Origin of the sequence: Vibrio jasicida CAIM 1864 = LMG 25398 (genome assembly GCF_000400365.1) — a bacterium.
In the GTDB taxonomy this organism is placed as follows: Bacteria; Pseudomonadota; Gammaproteobacteria; order Enterobacterales; family Vibrionaceae; genus Vibrio; species Vibrio jasicida.
In genome coordinates this window covers 1-12,541 of record NZ_BAOG01000185.1, presented here as the reverse complement: position 1 = coordinate 12,541, position 12,541 = coordinate 1, and the positions used below count along the sequence as shown (strand labels likewise).

Annotated in this window: 22 protein-coding genes; 19 read left to right on the top strand and 3 right to left on the bottom strand. The window is 45.5% G+C overall.

Annotated elements, in window-relative coordinates; genetic code table 11:
- Together VJL_RS26435 and VJL_RS26430 are read right to left on the bottom strand one after the other, a co-directional pair.
- The coding region (locus VJL_RS26435) for a helix-turn-helix domain-containing protein (RefSeq protein ID WP_227741176.1) at nucleotides 1–559 on the bottom strand (559 nt) is incomplete at its 3' end.
- 97 nt (nucleotides 560–656) lie between these two features.
- Complete coding sequence (locus VJL_RS26430) at nucleotides 657–953, bottom strand: helix-turn-helix domain-containing protein (protein WP_038882334.1); 297 nt, start codon at nucleotides 951–953, stop codon at nucleotides 657–659.
- 230 nt (nucleotides 954–1,183) lie between these two features.
- Between VJL_RS26430 and VJL_RS26425 the strand changes: the two genes are divergently transcribed.
- The 19 genes from VJL_RS26425 (at nucleotide 1,184) to VJL_RS26335 (ending at nucleotide 11,115) form a co-directional block, all read left to right on the top strand.
- On the top strand, nucleotides 1,184–1,462 hold the full coding sequence (locus tag VJL_RS26425) for a hypothetical protein (RefSeq protein WP_038882331.1): 279 nt from the start codon (nucleotides 1,184–1,186) through the stop codon (nucleotides 1,460–1,462).
- 461 nt (nucleotides 1,463–1,923) lie between these two features.
- Entirely contained in the window at nucleotides 1,924–2,154 is a 231-nt protein-coding gene (locus tag VJL_RS26415) for a hypothetical protein (protein WP_038882329.1), read from the top strand.
- Nucleotides 2,151–4,010 (top strand): replication endonuclease, encoded by a 1,860-nt coding sequence (locus VJL_RS26410; protein WP_038882328.1) that lies wholly within the window; start codon nucleotides 2,151–2,153, stop codon nucleotides 4,008–4,010. Before VJL_RS26415 ends, VJL_RS26410 begins: the two co-directional genes overlap by 4 nt.
- 10 nt (nucleotides 4,011–4,020) lie before the next feature.
- Nucleotides 4,021–4,143, top strand: coding sequence for a hypothetical protein (locus VJL_RS30270; protein WP_258071313.1), 123 nt, complete (start codon nucleotides 4,021–4,023; stop codon nucleotides 4,141–4,143).
- Between the two features lie 59 nt (nucleotides 4,144–4,202).
- Nucleotides 4,203–4,502 (top strand): hypothetical protein, encoded by a 300-nt coding sequence (locus tag VJL_RS26405; protein ID WP_038882327.1) that lies wholly within the window; start codon nucleotides 4,203–4,205, stop codon nucleotides 4,500–4,502.
- Nucleotides 4,499–5,014: a hypothetical protein gene (locus VJL_RS29340; RefSeq protein ID WP_152436698.1), complete on the top strand. Its 516-nt coding sequence runs from the start codon at nucleotides 4,499–4,501 to the stop codon at nucleotides 5,012–5,014. Before VJL_RS26405 ends, VJL_RS29340 begins: the two co-directional genes overlap by 4 nt.
- Nucleotides 5,007–5,456 carry a hypothetical protein gene (locus tag VJL_RS26395; RefSeq protein WP_038882325.1) on the top strand — a complete coding sequence of 150 codons (450 nt, stop codon included), beginning with the start codon at nucleotides 5,007–5,009 and terminating at the stop codon, nucleotides 5,454–5,456. The genes VJL_RS29340 and VJL_RS26395 overlap by 8 nt, the downstream gene beginning before the upstream one ends.
- Nucleotides 5,416–6,180 carry a hypothetical protein gene (locus VJL_RS26390; RefSeq protein ID WP_038882324.1) on the top strand — a complete coding sequence of 255 codons (765 nt, stop codon included), beginning with the start codon at nucleotides 5,416–5,418 and terminating at the stop codon, nucleotides 6,178–6,180. Before VJL_RS26395 ends, VJL_RS26390 begins: the two co-directional genes overlap by 41 nt.
- 128 nt (nucleotides 6,181–6,308) lie before the next feature.
- Nucleotides 6,309–6,437 (top strand): hypothetical protein, encoded by a 129-nt coding sequence (locus VJL_RS30265; protein ID WP_038882323.1) that lies wholly within the window; start codon nucleotides 6,309–6,311, stop codon nucleotides 6,435–6,437.
- On the top strand, nucleotides 6,437–7,306 hold the full coding sequence (locus VJL_RS26380) for a major capsid protein P2 (RefSeq protein ID WP_038882321.1): 870 nt from the start codon (nucleotides 6,437–6,439) through the stop codon (nucleotides 7,304–7,306). The genes VJL_RS30265 and VJL_RS26380 overlap by 1 nt, the downstream gene beginning before the upstream one ends.
- A gap of 12 nt (nucleotides 7,307–7,318) precedes the next feature.
- Nucleotides 7,319–7,609 (top strand): hypothetical protein, encoded by a 291-nt coding sequence (locus tag VJL_RS26375; RefSeq protein WP_038882320.1) that lies wholly within the window; start codon nucleotides 7,319–7,321, stop codon nucleotides 7,607–7,609.
- Between the two features lie 139 nt (nucleotides 7,610–7,748).
- Nucleotides 7,749–7,952 carry a hypothetical protein gene (locus tag VJL_RS26370; RefSeq protein WP_038882319.1) on the top strand — a complete coding sequence of 68 codons (204 nt, stop codon included), beginning with the start codon at nucleotides 7,749–7,751 and terminating at the stop codon, nucleotides 7,950–7,952.
- Entirely contained in the window at nucleotides 7,939–8,310 is a 372-nt protein-coding gene (locus tag VJL_RS26365) for a hypothetical protein (protein WP_146074496.1), read from the top strand. Before VJL_RS26370 ends, VJL_RS26365 begins: the two co-directional genes overlap by 14 nt.
- Nucleotides 8,300–8,827, top strand: a complete 528-nt coding sequence (locus tag VJL_RS26360) for a hypothetical protein (RefSeq protein WP_038882317.1) — start codon at nucleotides 8,300–8,302, stop codon at nucleotides 8,825–8,827. Before VJL_RS26365 ends, VJL_RS26360 begins: the two co-directional genes overlap by 11 nt.
- A complete protein-coding gene (locus VJL_RS26355) occupies nucleotides 8,828–9,646 on the top strand; it encodes a hypothetical protein (RefSeq protein WP_038882316.1) in 819 nt (272 codons plus the stop codon).
- A 2-nt stretch (nucleotides 9,647–9,648) separates the two neighbouring features.
- Nucleotides 9,649–10,101, top strand: coding sequence for a hypothetical protein (locus VJL_RS26350; RefSeq protein ID WP_038882314.1), 453 nt, complete (start codon nucleotides 9,649–9,651; stop codon nucleotides 10,099–10,101).
- Between the two features lie 60 nt (nucleotides 10,102–10,161).
- Nucleotides 10,162–10,611: a structural protein gene (locus tag VJL_RS26345; protein WP_227741175.1), complete on the top strand. Its 450-nt coding sequence runs from the start codon at nucleotides 10,162–10,164 to the stop codon at nucleotides 10,609–10,611.
- Nucleotides 10,608–10,865 carry a hypothetical protein gene (locus VJL_RS26340; RefSeq protein ID WP_038882311.1) on the top strand — a complete coding sequence of 86 codons (258 nt, stop codon included), beginning with the start codon at nucleotides 10,608–10,610 and terminating at the stop codon, nucleotides 10,863–10,865. The genes VJL_RS26345 and VJL_RS26340 overlap by 4 nt, the downstream gene beginning before the upstream one ends.
- Nucleotides 10,852–11,115, top strand: a complete 264-nt coding sequence (locus VJL_RS26335) for a hypothetical protein (protein WP_038882309.1) — start codon at nucleotides 10,852–10,854, stop codon at nucleotides 11,113–11,115. The genes VJL_RS26340 and VJL_RS26335 overlap by 14 nt, the downstream gene beginning before the upstream one ends.
- Nucleotides 11,116–11,659: 544 nt before the next feature.
- Here the strand turns inward: VJL_RS26335 and VJL_RS26330 are convergent.
- Nucleotides 11,660–12,115 (bottom strand): hypothetical protein, encoded by a 456-nt coding sequence (locus VJL_RS26330; protein WP_038882307.1) that lies wholly within the window; start codon nucleotides 12,113–12,115, stop codon nucleotides 11,660–11,662.
- Nucleotides 12,116–12,541 lie beyond the last annotated feature (426 nt).

Below are 12,541 nucleotides of genomic sequence, written 5' to 3'. Positions count from 1 at the left end.
TTGTTAGCATGTAATCAAAGGCCGATTCGGTTTCGCTGAACCTTAAGTTCATCAGGCGGCCAGTCGCATCATCAATGAAGACCAGTAAGCAACATTTGTCAGCGCGTCCTTCAAACCAATCATGGTGAGAGCCATCAATTTGAATGAGTTCGCCTAAACAGTCACGTCGGTAACGGGGTTGGTAAATTCGAGGTTTTCTCTTGGAATGTGGAACCCAAAGAGCATCAGAGATCATCCATTGGCGAAGCGTTTCTAAGGAGATATTAAATCCGTGAACCTCTGTAAGCTTTTCATGTACGAGCGTTGGGCCAAAATCTAGATAGTATTCTGAGATAAGTTTGAGTACGTGGAGCTTGGTGTCATCGCTGATGCGATTACTCGAAGGTTTACCGCGGTTGCCATGAGCTAGGGATTCAACGCCAAGTTCCTTAAAAGCTTTAAGTATGCGAGACAAGTGTCGATAGCTTATTCCAAGAATGGATGTGGCATCTCGGCGCTTTAACTTATTGTTTAATACATCTTGGATAATGGAGAAACGTTGCAACTCATGGTCGTTCATCGTAACTAACATCCTAAATACCTCCAAGCAAACATAGGACAGATTCACTTGGAAATATTAGGACATTATCGCTTTGGGTTTACATCCTTGGTGCGCATTATATGTGATGAGTTAAATCTTCAGGAATGTCTAATGCTCGTTTTAACTCCTTGTTAAATCGAGCATTTTTTATCTTGTGAGGTAGGAGAGCAGCAAGGACAAAATGTCCTTCGATGGACAATTTGTCCGCCATGTAAAACGCCATATCCCAATCCATTTGAGAACGACCTTTTCGCCAGTGGCGAAGCTGTGATTCGCTTACGCCTAGTTTTTTAGCTAATTGATATTCACTTGTCAAATTGTGCATAGATTTGAAGCGGTCTAGCACCATATTACTGTAATTCAATTCACTCATTTTTAAGCTCCCCAGCATTAACAATTCTATTCATTCAGGTGTGTATTGTGCAATCCGGTAAGCGGTTTACCGGATTGTTTTTTTTACTTAGCATTTTTTACGTTGCTGGGGAGCAAATTTCATTTACATCATTGCGTTACGACACAACGCTTACAACGGCTTTTATAGTTCCCAGCAAAGATGAGCCCGCCTTTGGGCGGGTGATTCTTCTTACCTTGGGAGGCTTAAAAATGCGACACACGTTGGCAATTCAAAACATCTATAACGGACTGATTCAAAAGTATCAGTTCGATTTATCCGCACTACACGAAAACCAAGCACCAGACACAACTCGCTTCTTCATGCTCGAAAAGCACCGTGAATCTATGACCTACAAACTCGATTGGCTGGCGCAAATGGCAGCAGAGCTGGGTGAGGGTGAAATGGCGGGAGAGATTTTGACTCATGCTGCAAATCTAGGTGCTGACGGCGTTATGCCAAAACCAATGCTTTTAACGATGGAGGCTTGAATATGAGTAATCCAGTAAAACAAGCATTTCGAGAAGTCTATCGAATAGAGCGCGCACAGACCGGAGCAAACCGTTACCTCGCATTTTATGAGGTGTTTCAAAAGTATCCTCTGCGCGACTCAACTATGGACAGGATGCCCATTTTAGCGCGTGTGGTTGTAACGTCACGCAAGAGTCGAGCGTCTTGCATGAGGCATGGGACGCTTGAGTCGAGACTTAGCTTCTTCAAGTGCTGCGGGAAAAGAAGTTGTTTTAAAAACTACTAAGGAATGCGTTATGGCAACAGAAAAAGGGCTGTCCATTCTTGAGTCTATCAAGGCAAAGCACTTTCCAAGCGGGTATAAGCGCCGCTCAAACGGGTGCTCTGATTACCGCTTTACCGCAAAGGGGCAAGCGGAATACCGCCGAGGCTTTCGGCTTTGTATGGCTAGATTTAATCGCTCACTAAGGGAGGTGTGAATATGTGCCAAAAAACCTTTGAAGACCTCAATAGAATGAAAGTGAGTGATTTTAATGAATCGAATATCTACGACTTTCAAGGTGTCGAGGTCGAGTGCAATAGTGAACATTGTCAGGGAGCGAGTGTGTGTCTCGTTCTTTACGAGGAGTTTGTAAGCGATGATTTAAAGCTTGCTTGCCCAGCTTGCGGAGAAGTCTTTGTTTTAGTTGAACAGGAATTGCCGTTTCTATGAGTGAGTACAAGCGATTTAAACAGCCTCGCTTTAGCCCATCAACTGCGCAGTATATTTCTAATATGACGGCACACTTACCCACCATTGTTCGCAAAGATATCGACTTCAAAGTGGGAGTTCGCAAGCGCCGTGCAGGGGCAAACGATAGAAATATCGTTTCCTTTGCTCATGATGTTGTATCCAAAGCAAACAAGCTTGTCGGTCACTTTGTTGAGCGATTCCCCTTTGCAGATAGCGCAAGTAAATCTCAGCTCACGCATGAGATTTTGATGAGTGACGAGCGCATAAAAGAACTTTGCATCAAGCTAACTGTGACCTTTCAAGAGGTCATCCAAGACACACCCATAGATGATGATAGCTATACGGGATATTTATCGTCACTAACTTACGTTTATGAGCGCATTAGTCAGCTTATGGTGAGTTACTTCATTGAGCCGCCTTTTGTAGATGTAAGTAAAGCGGGTGACGGTGAAAAACTGTCCTTTGAAGATGCTGAGCGCATTCTTGAGGTCGCAATCCGACGCTGTATTGATGCGAAATACTTGGCACGTAAATTCAAGCGTTTAAGGCAGCGTTATATCGAACACGCACAAGTTACGCTTGGTAATGTGGGAGATAGAAAGCACCAACACTGTTACGTTTCTCGCTATACGCTATCTATCTTCAAGCAAAAGATGCGCGAAGCGGATGACTTCATGAAAAACATGATGCTCATCAGTCATGAATCTATGCAGGAATACAACTTAAAAGAAGTGGCCAAGCGCACCACGGCGAATCCTGAAAACCGTCGAATTGAACTGGTAGTGCGTTCGCGCGGTGATGAAGAAAAAGCGATTGATATGGGCTTTGACGGTGTATTTCTAACTTGGACGCTTCCATCTAAATATCATCGAAATTCGCACAAATGGTGCGGGTGTACCTACAAAGAAGCACATCAGATTCTTATGAAAAAGTGGCAGCTTGCACGTGCAATGCTGGCAAAAAGCGAGATTAACTGGTTTGGCTTACGTGTTGCCGAACCTCATGAAGACGGCGCGCCGCACGCGCACATGTTCTTATATTGTCATCCTAGTCAAATGTCACAACTGGTTGCGATATGTGAATCTATTGCTCGCAACGAGGATGGTGACGAACTCAAAAGCGAAGACGCTAAAAAAGCGCGCTTTCTAGCTAAGCCATGCGACCCAGCAAAGGGAACAGCAACGGGCTACATCATCAAGTACATATCTAAGAACATTAACGGCGCTTTCATGCCCGACACAGAAAAAATCGGGATGCTAACAATTTCGGCAAACGATGCCGCACTGTCAGTTCGAGCATGGGCGAGCGCTTGGGGTATTAAGCAGTTTTCGCAATCTGGTTCACCACCTGTCGGTATCTGGCGACAACTGCGCCGAGCAACCGCGCGAGATGTGGCTTTTGATGAGCATCTTGCCGAGCTTCGCGAGCATGCAGACAAATCCCGATGGAAGGGATTTTGTCAGCACATCGGTGAGGCTCGACTTGCTTATGAGCGTAGCTTTAACAGCTACGGCGAAGAAATAAAGCGCGTTATTGGCATCGATTGGTTAGGAACAATCATTCATACGTGCAGCGAACAATTCTCTTTAGTTGCGAAGTCCGATGTTACAGCGTGGAAAAAGGCGCGGAGCGCCGCCACTTGGAGCACTGAAAATAAGTGTAACCAGCTAGAAATTAAGCCAGTTACACCACTTGAAAGTGCTCTTATGAACGTAACGGGGTGGAGTCTAAAGGGGGTTCAATGTCTGGTCGCTCCACTCATGCGAGGGGCAAAGGTTCAAATTGACCGATACCAATCGGTGAGATTGAGCGGCAATCAATTAATTACTTGCTAAGGAAAACATTATGAAACTTTTAATCACTGCTTTGTTGGCTGCATTGGTAGTGGGCTGCGCGGGTACAGCGGGCACTCAATACTATGACCGTGTAGACAATTACGGCAATCACGGCGACACAGGTCGCGAGTAAAGCAACTCGGTTGCGGCTTATGCCGCAACCATTTTGAACCAGAAAAGGAATAGATACCGATGAACAAGACCATTAAACAGTGCGATAACGACTTGCTTGCACTCGATGCGGCAGACAAGCTCAATGATGCGGTAAAGAGTGAGTTAGAGCAGTTTGAGAGCGTTGATTCGAGCGAGCTGCTTGGTAAGGCGGCAAAATTGATTATGACGGGTAACTTAACGCTGGAAGGGCTTGGTATTTCCCCCAAGCTGTTCGAGCACATCAAGCAGCTTGATATGTTAAATAGTGTTGCGCGTGACAAGCTGCGCTCGCGCATTAACCTCGAAAAGAGCCAGCTTGAGCAAGGGGGTGCTTCATGAAACATCCCAACCCAGTAAGGGGGTATATTCAGTGCCCGCAATGCCCCGAAGTTGCAACCGTTCATCAGGTTGGTGAAGGTGAATTGATAGCTACGGGAAACACACCTAAAAATTCGCGCAATATCGGGCTCAAGTATTACAAGTGCCCCAAGTGCGGAAATTCATCCATCAGCAAAAGTTGTGATGAGTTTATTAATCAAAACATGCACACCGAACAGCCTGAACCAACGCTTGAACCCTTTAAAAGCAACAACAAAGATGAACTGTTTAATGCATTGGAGAGCGTTAAACAAGATAACCCAACAACAGTTATCGACGTTAAAGCGCAAGCCAGTAATGACGAGGCTTTAAACGGTGATATTGTAACCGAGCAAAGCGTTAAACCAGCGCTTAAAACACAGAGCAATCAAACACTCAAGCGCATTTCAATAGCGCTTGCGCTGTTAGCTTTTGCCTTGTGGTCGGTGAGCAAATTATTACCTCCACAACAAGAGGAGAAAACCAGTGTCTGAGCAACTTGAAGTGCAAGAATGGGGTGACTTCTCAAGCGTTATTGATGAGTTAGAGCGAGAGGAATCAACAGCCGTTGTGGATTCGGATTTGAGTGCGGCAAACGATGAGCCCGCCGCGCCTGATAAAAGCGAAGCGGTCGCGGGAATGCTAAGTGTAGCCTTTGTCCTTACTGAACAAGCAACCAGTGCGATTAGTAACGTTGACTTTGCCTTTGACGAAAAAGGCAAACAAGCCGTAATTGAGGCGGCACAACCTGTATTTACAAAGCATGGCGATACCATTTTGGCGATTTTTGGAAACTACATTGAGGAAGTCACTTTGATTATTGCCGTGATTAGCCTTGCGTACACTTCAAAGCGTCATGTTGAGGCACTTAAACTTGAGAGTAAAGGGAAAGAAGATGAGAAAAAAGAAGACGTACAACCTTCCCAATCCGATTAACTCCAACCCGTCACACGATGCTGAGCACACGGTTTATATCGCGGGCACTGGCGGCGGTAAAACCTCTGCGGTCAAGCACATCGGATTAGTGCCGAAATCCGCGCAAACTGTGTTTTTTGACCCATATAGAAACTATGCGGGCGATAAGTTTCGCGGTCAAATGTGCCATTCAACTAGCTCGCGAGCGGTGTTTCTCAAGGCGTTGGTAATAGCTCGCCGTCGAGGTGAGTCTTTTAAACTGGCGTATGTTCCCAACAAGGGCGCAACGTCCGATGAGCTTGAGTTTTTCTGCTCTGCTGCGTGGTCGGTTGGCAACGGTAAGGCGCAAAAACTGCACTGCGTCATTGAAGAATTGGCGAGCTGTACTGAAACAACCGCCAAGCTGGACGGCAAAGCAGGTGAGCTGCTTCGCGGCGGGCGACAATTTGGCATTGTGGTTCATACAGTCTTTCAAAGTGCAGCTGAAGTACCTAAGACCGTAACGAAACAATCACCAATCTGGTTTATCGGTGCGGTCAACTCAACAACCGACGCTAAGTGGCTGGAAGATAGGCGCGGCGTTGCCTTTGATGAAGTCTGCGCACTGGTTAGCGCAAAGGTAAACAAGGAAAAAATAGGCAAACCTATTGCTGAGTATCTTCTCGCTCGCGAGGGTATTGGCAACATCCAAAAGGGCGCTTTCAACTGCGCAACGGGCGCAAAAGTCGCGCTCAACTACCGATGAACTTCACATTCTAACCTATGGGTTAACGCTTTAACCTATAGGTTACGACCACTTTTAAACCCGCTAAACCTTTGCTTTTCTGGTGTTGTTTATATCAACAAACTCCACTAACTAAGGCAGGGGAAACAATGAAAGAGAAACACAAGTCAATGCTTTGGACGGCAGTTATTGTGCTGTTCATGTTGGCAGTGATTAACAATGTTGGCGCATTGGAATCACTGAAAAAACAAATCAATGGCGATAGTGGGTGGTTCTAATGCTTAAAAAATATTTGGGCGTTCGTCCTAAAAAAATCCAAGCGTTTACTGGTGTCGGTTACAACGGGCGCGCAGTGGTAAAAGTACCAACGGGTGAAACATACGACTTCTTTATGCTTCGCACTAACTTGAAGCCTGAGAGCCTAAATATTAAGTGCCGCCTCAATGGTAAAGACTTCTATGACGCGCCAGCAACGCTATTCAATACTATCGACGCATACAAAAATGTGCTCGATTACTCTGGTCTAGTGCCTGATGGTGAAAACATCATAATCATTCCATTTGCTGATCTGTCTATGAAGCTCAAAGACGGACAGCAGCAAACGTCACTGGTGACAATGGCGGGTGAAGAATTGATTTTAGAAGTCGATATCGCCGCAAAAGGTACGGGCGACCCAGCAACACCGACCTTGTCAGTTCACCCAGTAGCCAACACACCTCAAGCTGTGCGTATTTTCTTACCTCGCATTGAAAAGCATACCATCCCAGCGCCAGCCGCAGGGGAAAACCAGTTCAGTTCCATTCCGTCTGTGATGGGGCGAAACATCCGCCGCATTCACTTTAAAACGGATGCAATCACCGAGCTGGAAATTAAGCGCGATGGTGATGAGTCGTATGCGACTGACACAGTGCTTGAGCGTTACCGCGCAGCTCGTAACGGTCGCGTTTGGCAAGATGGCTTTTTCCATCTTGATTTCTTAATGCGTGGCTACATCCGCAATGAGCTATTCCCAACCGAGCGCCAGCAAGAGCTTTTATTTAGCTTGCACACAAGCAAGGTGGTGAACTCAATCGAATCGTTTATCGAGTACCTAGACATTGAGCGTCAAGACTTACTTGTTCAAGCGGTAGCGCAAAACAGCAAGTAACAGGGGGCTTTTATGAGTTGGTGGGATTCAATAACCGATAGCGTCGAGGGCGCTTGGAATGGATTAACTGACACAACAAGCGATTTGTGGGATGCAATGACCGACAGCGCCGTCAGTGCAATCGAAGGTAATGACTTCTCAGGTCAAAGCAACATCTCAACGCAAGGCAGTGGTGCGAATGACTCTAACAACATCGCACCAACAGCTAACCCGCAAGCGCAAAGTATGAATCCGATGTATATCGGGCTCGCTGTGTTGGTGTTGCTTGTGCTGGTTATGTTGTTCATTCGTGGGGGTAAGTGATGCCAGTTGCGCTAATTCCTTGGTTGATAGGTGGCGCGGCGGTTGGCGGGGTAGGTTTTGCGACCTATTCCGCAACCAAAAAGGTCACTTACATTGCACTCATTTTATTAATACTTTTTGTTGTATTTAAGGTGGCTAAATGATTCCGAGTTTAGGCATGGGACAAGGTGCAAGCATTTCGGGTGGGACGGCTGGACCATCTAGTGCGGACGGCAGTTTTAGTACAGGGATGAACGTCGGCTCGCTCAATATGGGCTCGCCTAGCAATACGGTCAACCCAATGGTGGCGCTTGCTATTGCGCTAATTATTATCGCGGCGCTTTACCTGTATGCAAAGAAATAAGCTAGTGCCCGTTGAGTATGAGCAAGTGAAAGCGCAGTTACAGCTTGCACTTGTGGATTACGACCCAGTAGCAGAAATACAGTCCGGTGATGCGCGCTGTTATCTGTTCAACGATACCGCGCTTTTGCTTCGCCTAGAAGATGGCGAGCTTGTTGTGGTTGGCCTAACTGGTGATGCGGTGGAAACTTCGCTCTTTCTTAACAGTGCAGCTTTGCAAGTAAAGGGGATTCAATCAATACGCTTTCACACTAGGCGTATTGCATTAAAGCGCCTACTGGAACGTCACGGATTAACCGTCGAGCAACGAGGGCTAGACCGTGAAGATTATTATATTTTGGGAGTGAATTGTGGGCGGTAAAAGTTCAAGTTCCAACTCGACCACTGACAACAGTCAAAACAACAGCTCACAGGTTGGGGTGTCTGGCGATAATGATGGGATTATCTTATCAGGTATTCAGGATAGTAGTGTTGTTTTGACCGACCACGGCGCAATAGCTGGCGCGGCAAATGTCGCCAATAACGCCGTGTCAGAAAGTGGCGATATGCTCGAAAACGCTTTGAAGTTTAGTTCGGGCACAGTAAGCGAAGCATTCAACTTTGGCGAGTCGTCAATGAGTGAGGCTTTTGATTTTAGTGAAAACACAGTAAATGAAGCGCTTGGTTTTGGTGAGTCTGCGCTTGATTCACTAACCGAAGCAATGAACCAATCATCAAGCATTGCGGGGCAGTCCATGCAGTTCGCAAACGCTGTTAATGCCAGCAACGCAACGGGTGGTGCGTCTGATTTGGCACAGCAAAACAATAAGTTGCTCATTACTGTATTTGCGTTGTTCTTCCTTATGATTATTGTTATTGCACTAAAAGGAGGACGTTAGATGATTCCTGTTAGTCAACGCATTGTTGAGGCGACAATTGCGAGCGAGGAGCGCTATATAGTTGGCAATAATACTGCGCCTTACTTCTTGGTGCGAGATGCCAGCAACACGGTGCTACTAGAGCTTGAGAGAAGTAAAGGCGGAGTGGTTCGCGTTGAGGTTAAGCGCAACGATACACTAGAAATTAGTGACTTTTCGAGCGTAGCACTTATCAATCCGCATGATGTAGAAGTAGTTATCCATTACCAGCTAGCTGACATTCCTATTGGTCGTCAAAACGACGAGCTCGACGTAACAGGCGCGGTGGATGTTAACGAAATCAAAGAACCTGTCACGATTGATGTGATTAATACACCTATCGAGCTTGCCAATAACACCACGGTCAATATTGGCGAGATGCCACCTATTGAGATTGATTCGGACGCATCAATTAAGGTGAGCGAATTGCCGCCTGTTGAGTTTGCGAATGATGCAAAGCTGACCATTGACAGCTCAAGTCGTATGTTTGTCGTACCTTTGCGTTACTTAAGTCAAACAGTACAAGCAAGTGATGTTATCACCTTTGGTTCAAATTGGTGGGATACGGGCGTTCTTGATATGACAACACAGCCTAGCGGCAGTGGATGGATTGCTTGTGCTCCATTGGAAAACAAAGACCCGATTTTTTTATTTGGGGCTTTTCCTGTGTATCCAGGGGAGCGAATTGTTGGCTGGTTTGATGCGATGCGCGTTGGTGCGTCTGGCACTGAGGGCGATAAAGTTCAGTTCTTAGTGGTCAATGAGTCCTCGCCAACTACCAAGCTCAAAGGGGAATCATAACGATGGAATTAAACAAAGGACGCTTGCAAGTATTTCCGCCGCCAGCAAGTAAAGAAACGGGCGGTGATGTTGATTTAACTGACTACTTCACCAAAACCGAAATTTACGAAATCTTGAGAAGCTACCTAACAGAAGAGGAAATCAACGCGCTTCTCGATGATTACTACAACAAGACCGAGATTGACGACAAGCTCAAAGACAAAGCAGACAAAAGTGACCTTGAAGGGCTTATGAAGTTAGGTGAGGTTCAATCAACAGGCTTTTCGTCTTACTACGGCTTACCAGCCGAAGCACTTGAGGAGGCGATGAGTCGCGTTCCTGATAACTCCGTAATTTGTCGCTCATTAAAGCAATCAAAGCATGTTGGTAATGGTGATTATAAATACGCAATAAAAGTGTACTACCGACTAATAACCTCTATTGCTACTGCTTCCGCCACAATCGAAGAATCATAGGTGCTTGGCATGCTAATTCGATTTCTTATTGTTCTAACTCTTATATCTTTGGTGTATTTCATGATGAAAAACAAGGCAAAAACAACTGTCGGCCAAGGGGCTGGCACAGGCTCAGACCAGACGCGCGGCGTTCGTAACAACAACCCGCTAAACGTTGAGTACAACAGTGCCAACAACTGGCAAGGTCAAACGGGCACGGATGGTCGCTTTGCGATTTTTGAACACTCGAAATGGGGTTTTCGTGCTGCCGCTAAGCTACTCCAAAACTATCAAAAGTTTTATGGTTTGAGCTCTGTTAATGAGCTTATTCACCGATGGGCTCCACCTATTGAAAACCACACTAGCGGATACGCTGACTTTGTAGCAAAGCGCATGGGCGTAACCATTTCTGACCGCTTGGATTTGTCCAATAAGACTATTTTGACTGACCTTGTGCATGCAATGTCAATCATGGAGTCTGGGCACAACTACAGCCGCAATGAAGCTGCGGCAGGAGTGAACTTGCTATGATTAAACGACTAAAACAGGTGTCCACTTGGGAAGGTTTTATCACTGCGGCGGTATCCGTTGCATTACTGGTTGATGCGGTGACAACAGGCGGCAGCGTAACTGCAATTTTGGGTGCGCTTGGTTCGATTGCCTCGGCTACATCAATTCTTCGTGATGACGACAAAGACGTAGAAGATGTGCAGAGAATTGTTCGCGATTTACGTTACGCATCTGAAGTGGTGCGTAACGTAAGGGTGCGCGATGGAGTGGATTAACGCGGTACTTCCTGTTATTGGCAATATACCGCCATACATGATTTTGGTGATTGCTTTGCTATATCAGCAAGGCAAGCGCCAACAAACGCTTGATGAGCGTTTGAGTGATATTGGATTGCTGTTAGTGACAGCGATTAGACTGAGAAAACGAGGGCTACCTGATGACGAAATCTGGAATGAAATTGAGCAAACCATTGTCAACGCAAGGCGTGGTGACTATACAAGGGCAAGAGAACAGCAAAGAAAGTGAGCCGAAGTCAAAACGCTCAAAAACAACGAAAAAACGTTAGTTAAAATCTAAATAACGGCACAAACCCAAGGAAAATACTTTTAAAGAAATTAAAGAAATTAAAGAAAAATCAAAAATCCACCAAGAGAAACTATCACAATAAAGTAAATGATGATGGTGCAAAACTGATGGTAACGACACTCACTGAGTATGTAGCGGAGTTCCGATAAACAGAGTCGAACAGAGTCATTATCAAACTGTGAACTTTCATTCGTTTGTATGTACTGTTCCAACGCGTCTAGCTGCTTTACGATTTGACTGACGTCACTACGGACAATCGCGAATGTGTGCCTTGGAAGCAACCGAGCTTTCGATAAGAGCTCTCTAGATGTCTTTTGTATATCCATATTCTCACTCAAGCTAGCTTACTATATACATAATAGTGCATACTTTAAAAAAGTAATAGAGATAGAGTGTGAAAGCTAAATAGATACAGTGAGTTGCCTTGTTGCACCCTAAAAACAAAACCCGCAAACACTGCGGGTTTTGTTTGTTTTTTGATTGACTATTCGCACTTAAACTGTGGTCGATTCAAAGAAGTATCGCGACTAGGAATCCAGTGCACAGCCTTACTGCGGCGATTGCCACGAAATGGGTTGGGGCGCACTTTAGCTTCAACCAGTGGTGGATTGAGTATCCGTCCATGACGGTCAACTAAGGCGTGATATTCATCTTTCATCAACGCTAAATGGTCAAGCTCGATGATGCCAATTTCACGACCCATAGGGGTAATTATCGCGGTTTTCGTTACGTCTATGCGATAGTCATGAAAGCGAATGTCAGGTGGCAGATAACCGCGCGCAACGATGTACAACAGTTTTTCTGCGGCGGGGTTTATGGCGCTTTCACCAGATAGCCAACGGCGGATAGTTTTGACGTTAACGTGCAGAAAGTCTGCACAGGCTTGTAAGTCATATTGAAAATGAAGCGCAAGCACTTCATGAAAAGAAGTCAATTTCATTGTAATTATGTCCCAGCTATACGTTTGTTTTTGTTCAATCAAATATCAAACTGTGACTTACACCTCATGAAAAAGTGCGCACAGGTTGAGAGGCTGACGAGTACAACGAATTTTATTCAACGAATATTCCGAAGCGTTCGCGCCGTACTACCAATAAATCCCGAAGAATTAAGCCATTAATCAAAGTCGGGATTTAAACGGCTACGAACATTCGCTTATACGAATCAGCCACTTAACCAACATAACCACACATAACGCATTGTTTTATAGGAACATAGCTACATTGAAATTGAGAATGTTCCGAAACTTGATAAACCTTGAATCTTACCCTCGATTTGGTGCGCATTATAGCCGTGTTTATGTTGAGTGGTTTGCCGTAGGCCTAGAGCGCCACAAAGGGTGGGCGAATGACTTTCTCATTGTCGC

What these genes read in the sequence shown, in the direction of transcription:
- VJL_RS26375 (WP_038882320.1), top strand. Translation starts at nt 7,319, where the DNA reads ATGAGTTGGTGGGATTCAATAACCGATAGCGTCGAGGGCGCTTGGAAT.
- VJL_RS26425 (WP_038882331.1), top strand. Translation starts at nt 1,184, where the DNA reads ATGCGACACACGTTGGCAATTCAAAACATCTATAACGGACTGATTCAA.
- VJL_RS26330 (WP_038882307.1), bottom strand. Translation starts at nt 12,115, where the DNA reads ATGAAATTGACTTCTTTTCATGAAGTGCTTGCGCTTCATTTTCAATAT.
- VJL_RS26405 (WP_038882327.1), top strand. Translation starts at nt 4,203, where the DNA reads ATGAACAAGACCATTAAACAGTGCGATAACGACTTGCTTGCACTCGAT.
- VJL_RS26410 (WP_038882328.1), top strand. Translation starts at nt 2,151, where the DNA reads ATGAGTGAGTACAAGCGATTTAAACAGCCTCGCTTTAGCCCATCAACT.
- VJL_RS26355 (WP_038882316.1), top strand. Translation starts at nt 8,828, where the DNA reads ATGATTCCTGTTAGTCAACGCATTGTTGAGGCGACAATTGCGAGCGAG.
- VJL_RS26335 (WP_038882309.1), top strand. Translation starts at nt 10,852, where the DNA reads ATGGAGTGGATTAACGCGGTACTTCCTGTTATTGGCAATATACCGCCA.
- VJL_RS26350 (WP_038882314.1), top strand. Translation starts at nt 9,649, where the DNA reads ATGGAATTAAACAAAGGACGCTTGCAAGTATTTCCGCCGCCAGCAAGT.
- VJL_RS26370 (WP_038882319.1), top strand. Translation starts at nt 7,749, where the DNA reads ATGATTCCGAGTTTAGGCATGGGACAAGGTGCAAGCATTTCGGGTGGG.
- VJL_RS26430 (WP_038882334.1), bottom strand. Translation starts at nt 953, where the DNA reads ATGAGTGAATTGAATTACAGTAATATGGTGCTAGACCGCTTCAAATCT.
- VJL_RS30270 (WP_258071313.1), top strand. Translation starts at nt 4,021, where the DNA reads ATGAAACTTTTAATCACTGCTTTGTTGGCTGCATTGGTAGTGGGCTGC.
- VJL_RS26345 (WP_227741175.1), top strand. Translation starts at nt 10,162, where the DNA reads ATGATGAAAAACAAGGCAAAAACAACTGTCGGCCAAGGGGCTGGCACA.
- VJL_RS29340 (WP_152436698.1), top strand. Translation starts at nt 4,499, where the DNA reads ATGAAACATCCCAACCCAGTAAGGGGGTATATTCAGTGCCCGCAATGC.
- VJL_RS26340 (WP_038882311.1), top strand. Translation starts at nt 10,608, where the DNA reads ATGATTAAACGACTAAAACAGGTGTCCACTTGGGAAGGTTTTATCACT.
- VJL_RS26390 (WP_038882324.1), top strand. Translation starts at nt 5,416, where the DNA reads ATGAGAAAAAAGAAGACGTACAACCTTCCCAATCCGATTAACTCCAAC.
- VJL_RS30265 (WP_038882323.1), top strand. Translation starts at nt 6,309, where the DNA reads ATGAAAGAGAAACACAAGTCAATGCTTTGGACGGCAGTTATTGTGCTG.
- VJL_RS26380 (WP_038882321.1), top strand. Translation starts at nt 6,437, where the DNA reads ATGCTTAAAAAATATTTGGGCGTTCGTCCTAAAAAAATCCAAGCGTTT.
- VJL_RS26415 (WP_038882329.1), top strand. Translation starts at nt 1,924, where the DNA reads ATGTGCCAAAAAACCTTTGAAGACCTCAATAGAATGAAAGTGAGTGAT.
- VJL_RS26365 (WP_146074496.1), top strand. Translation starts at nt 7,939, where the DNA reads ATGCAAAGAAATAAGCTAGTGCCCGTTGAGTATGAGCAAGTGAAAGCG.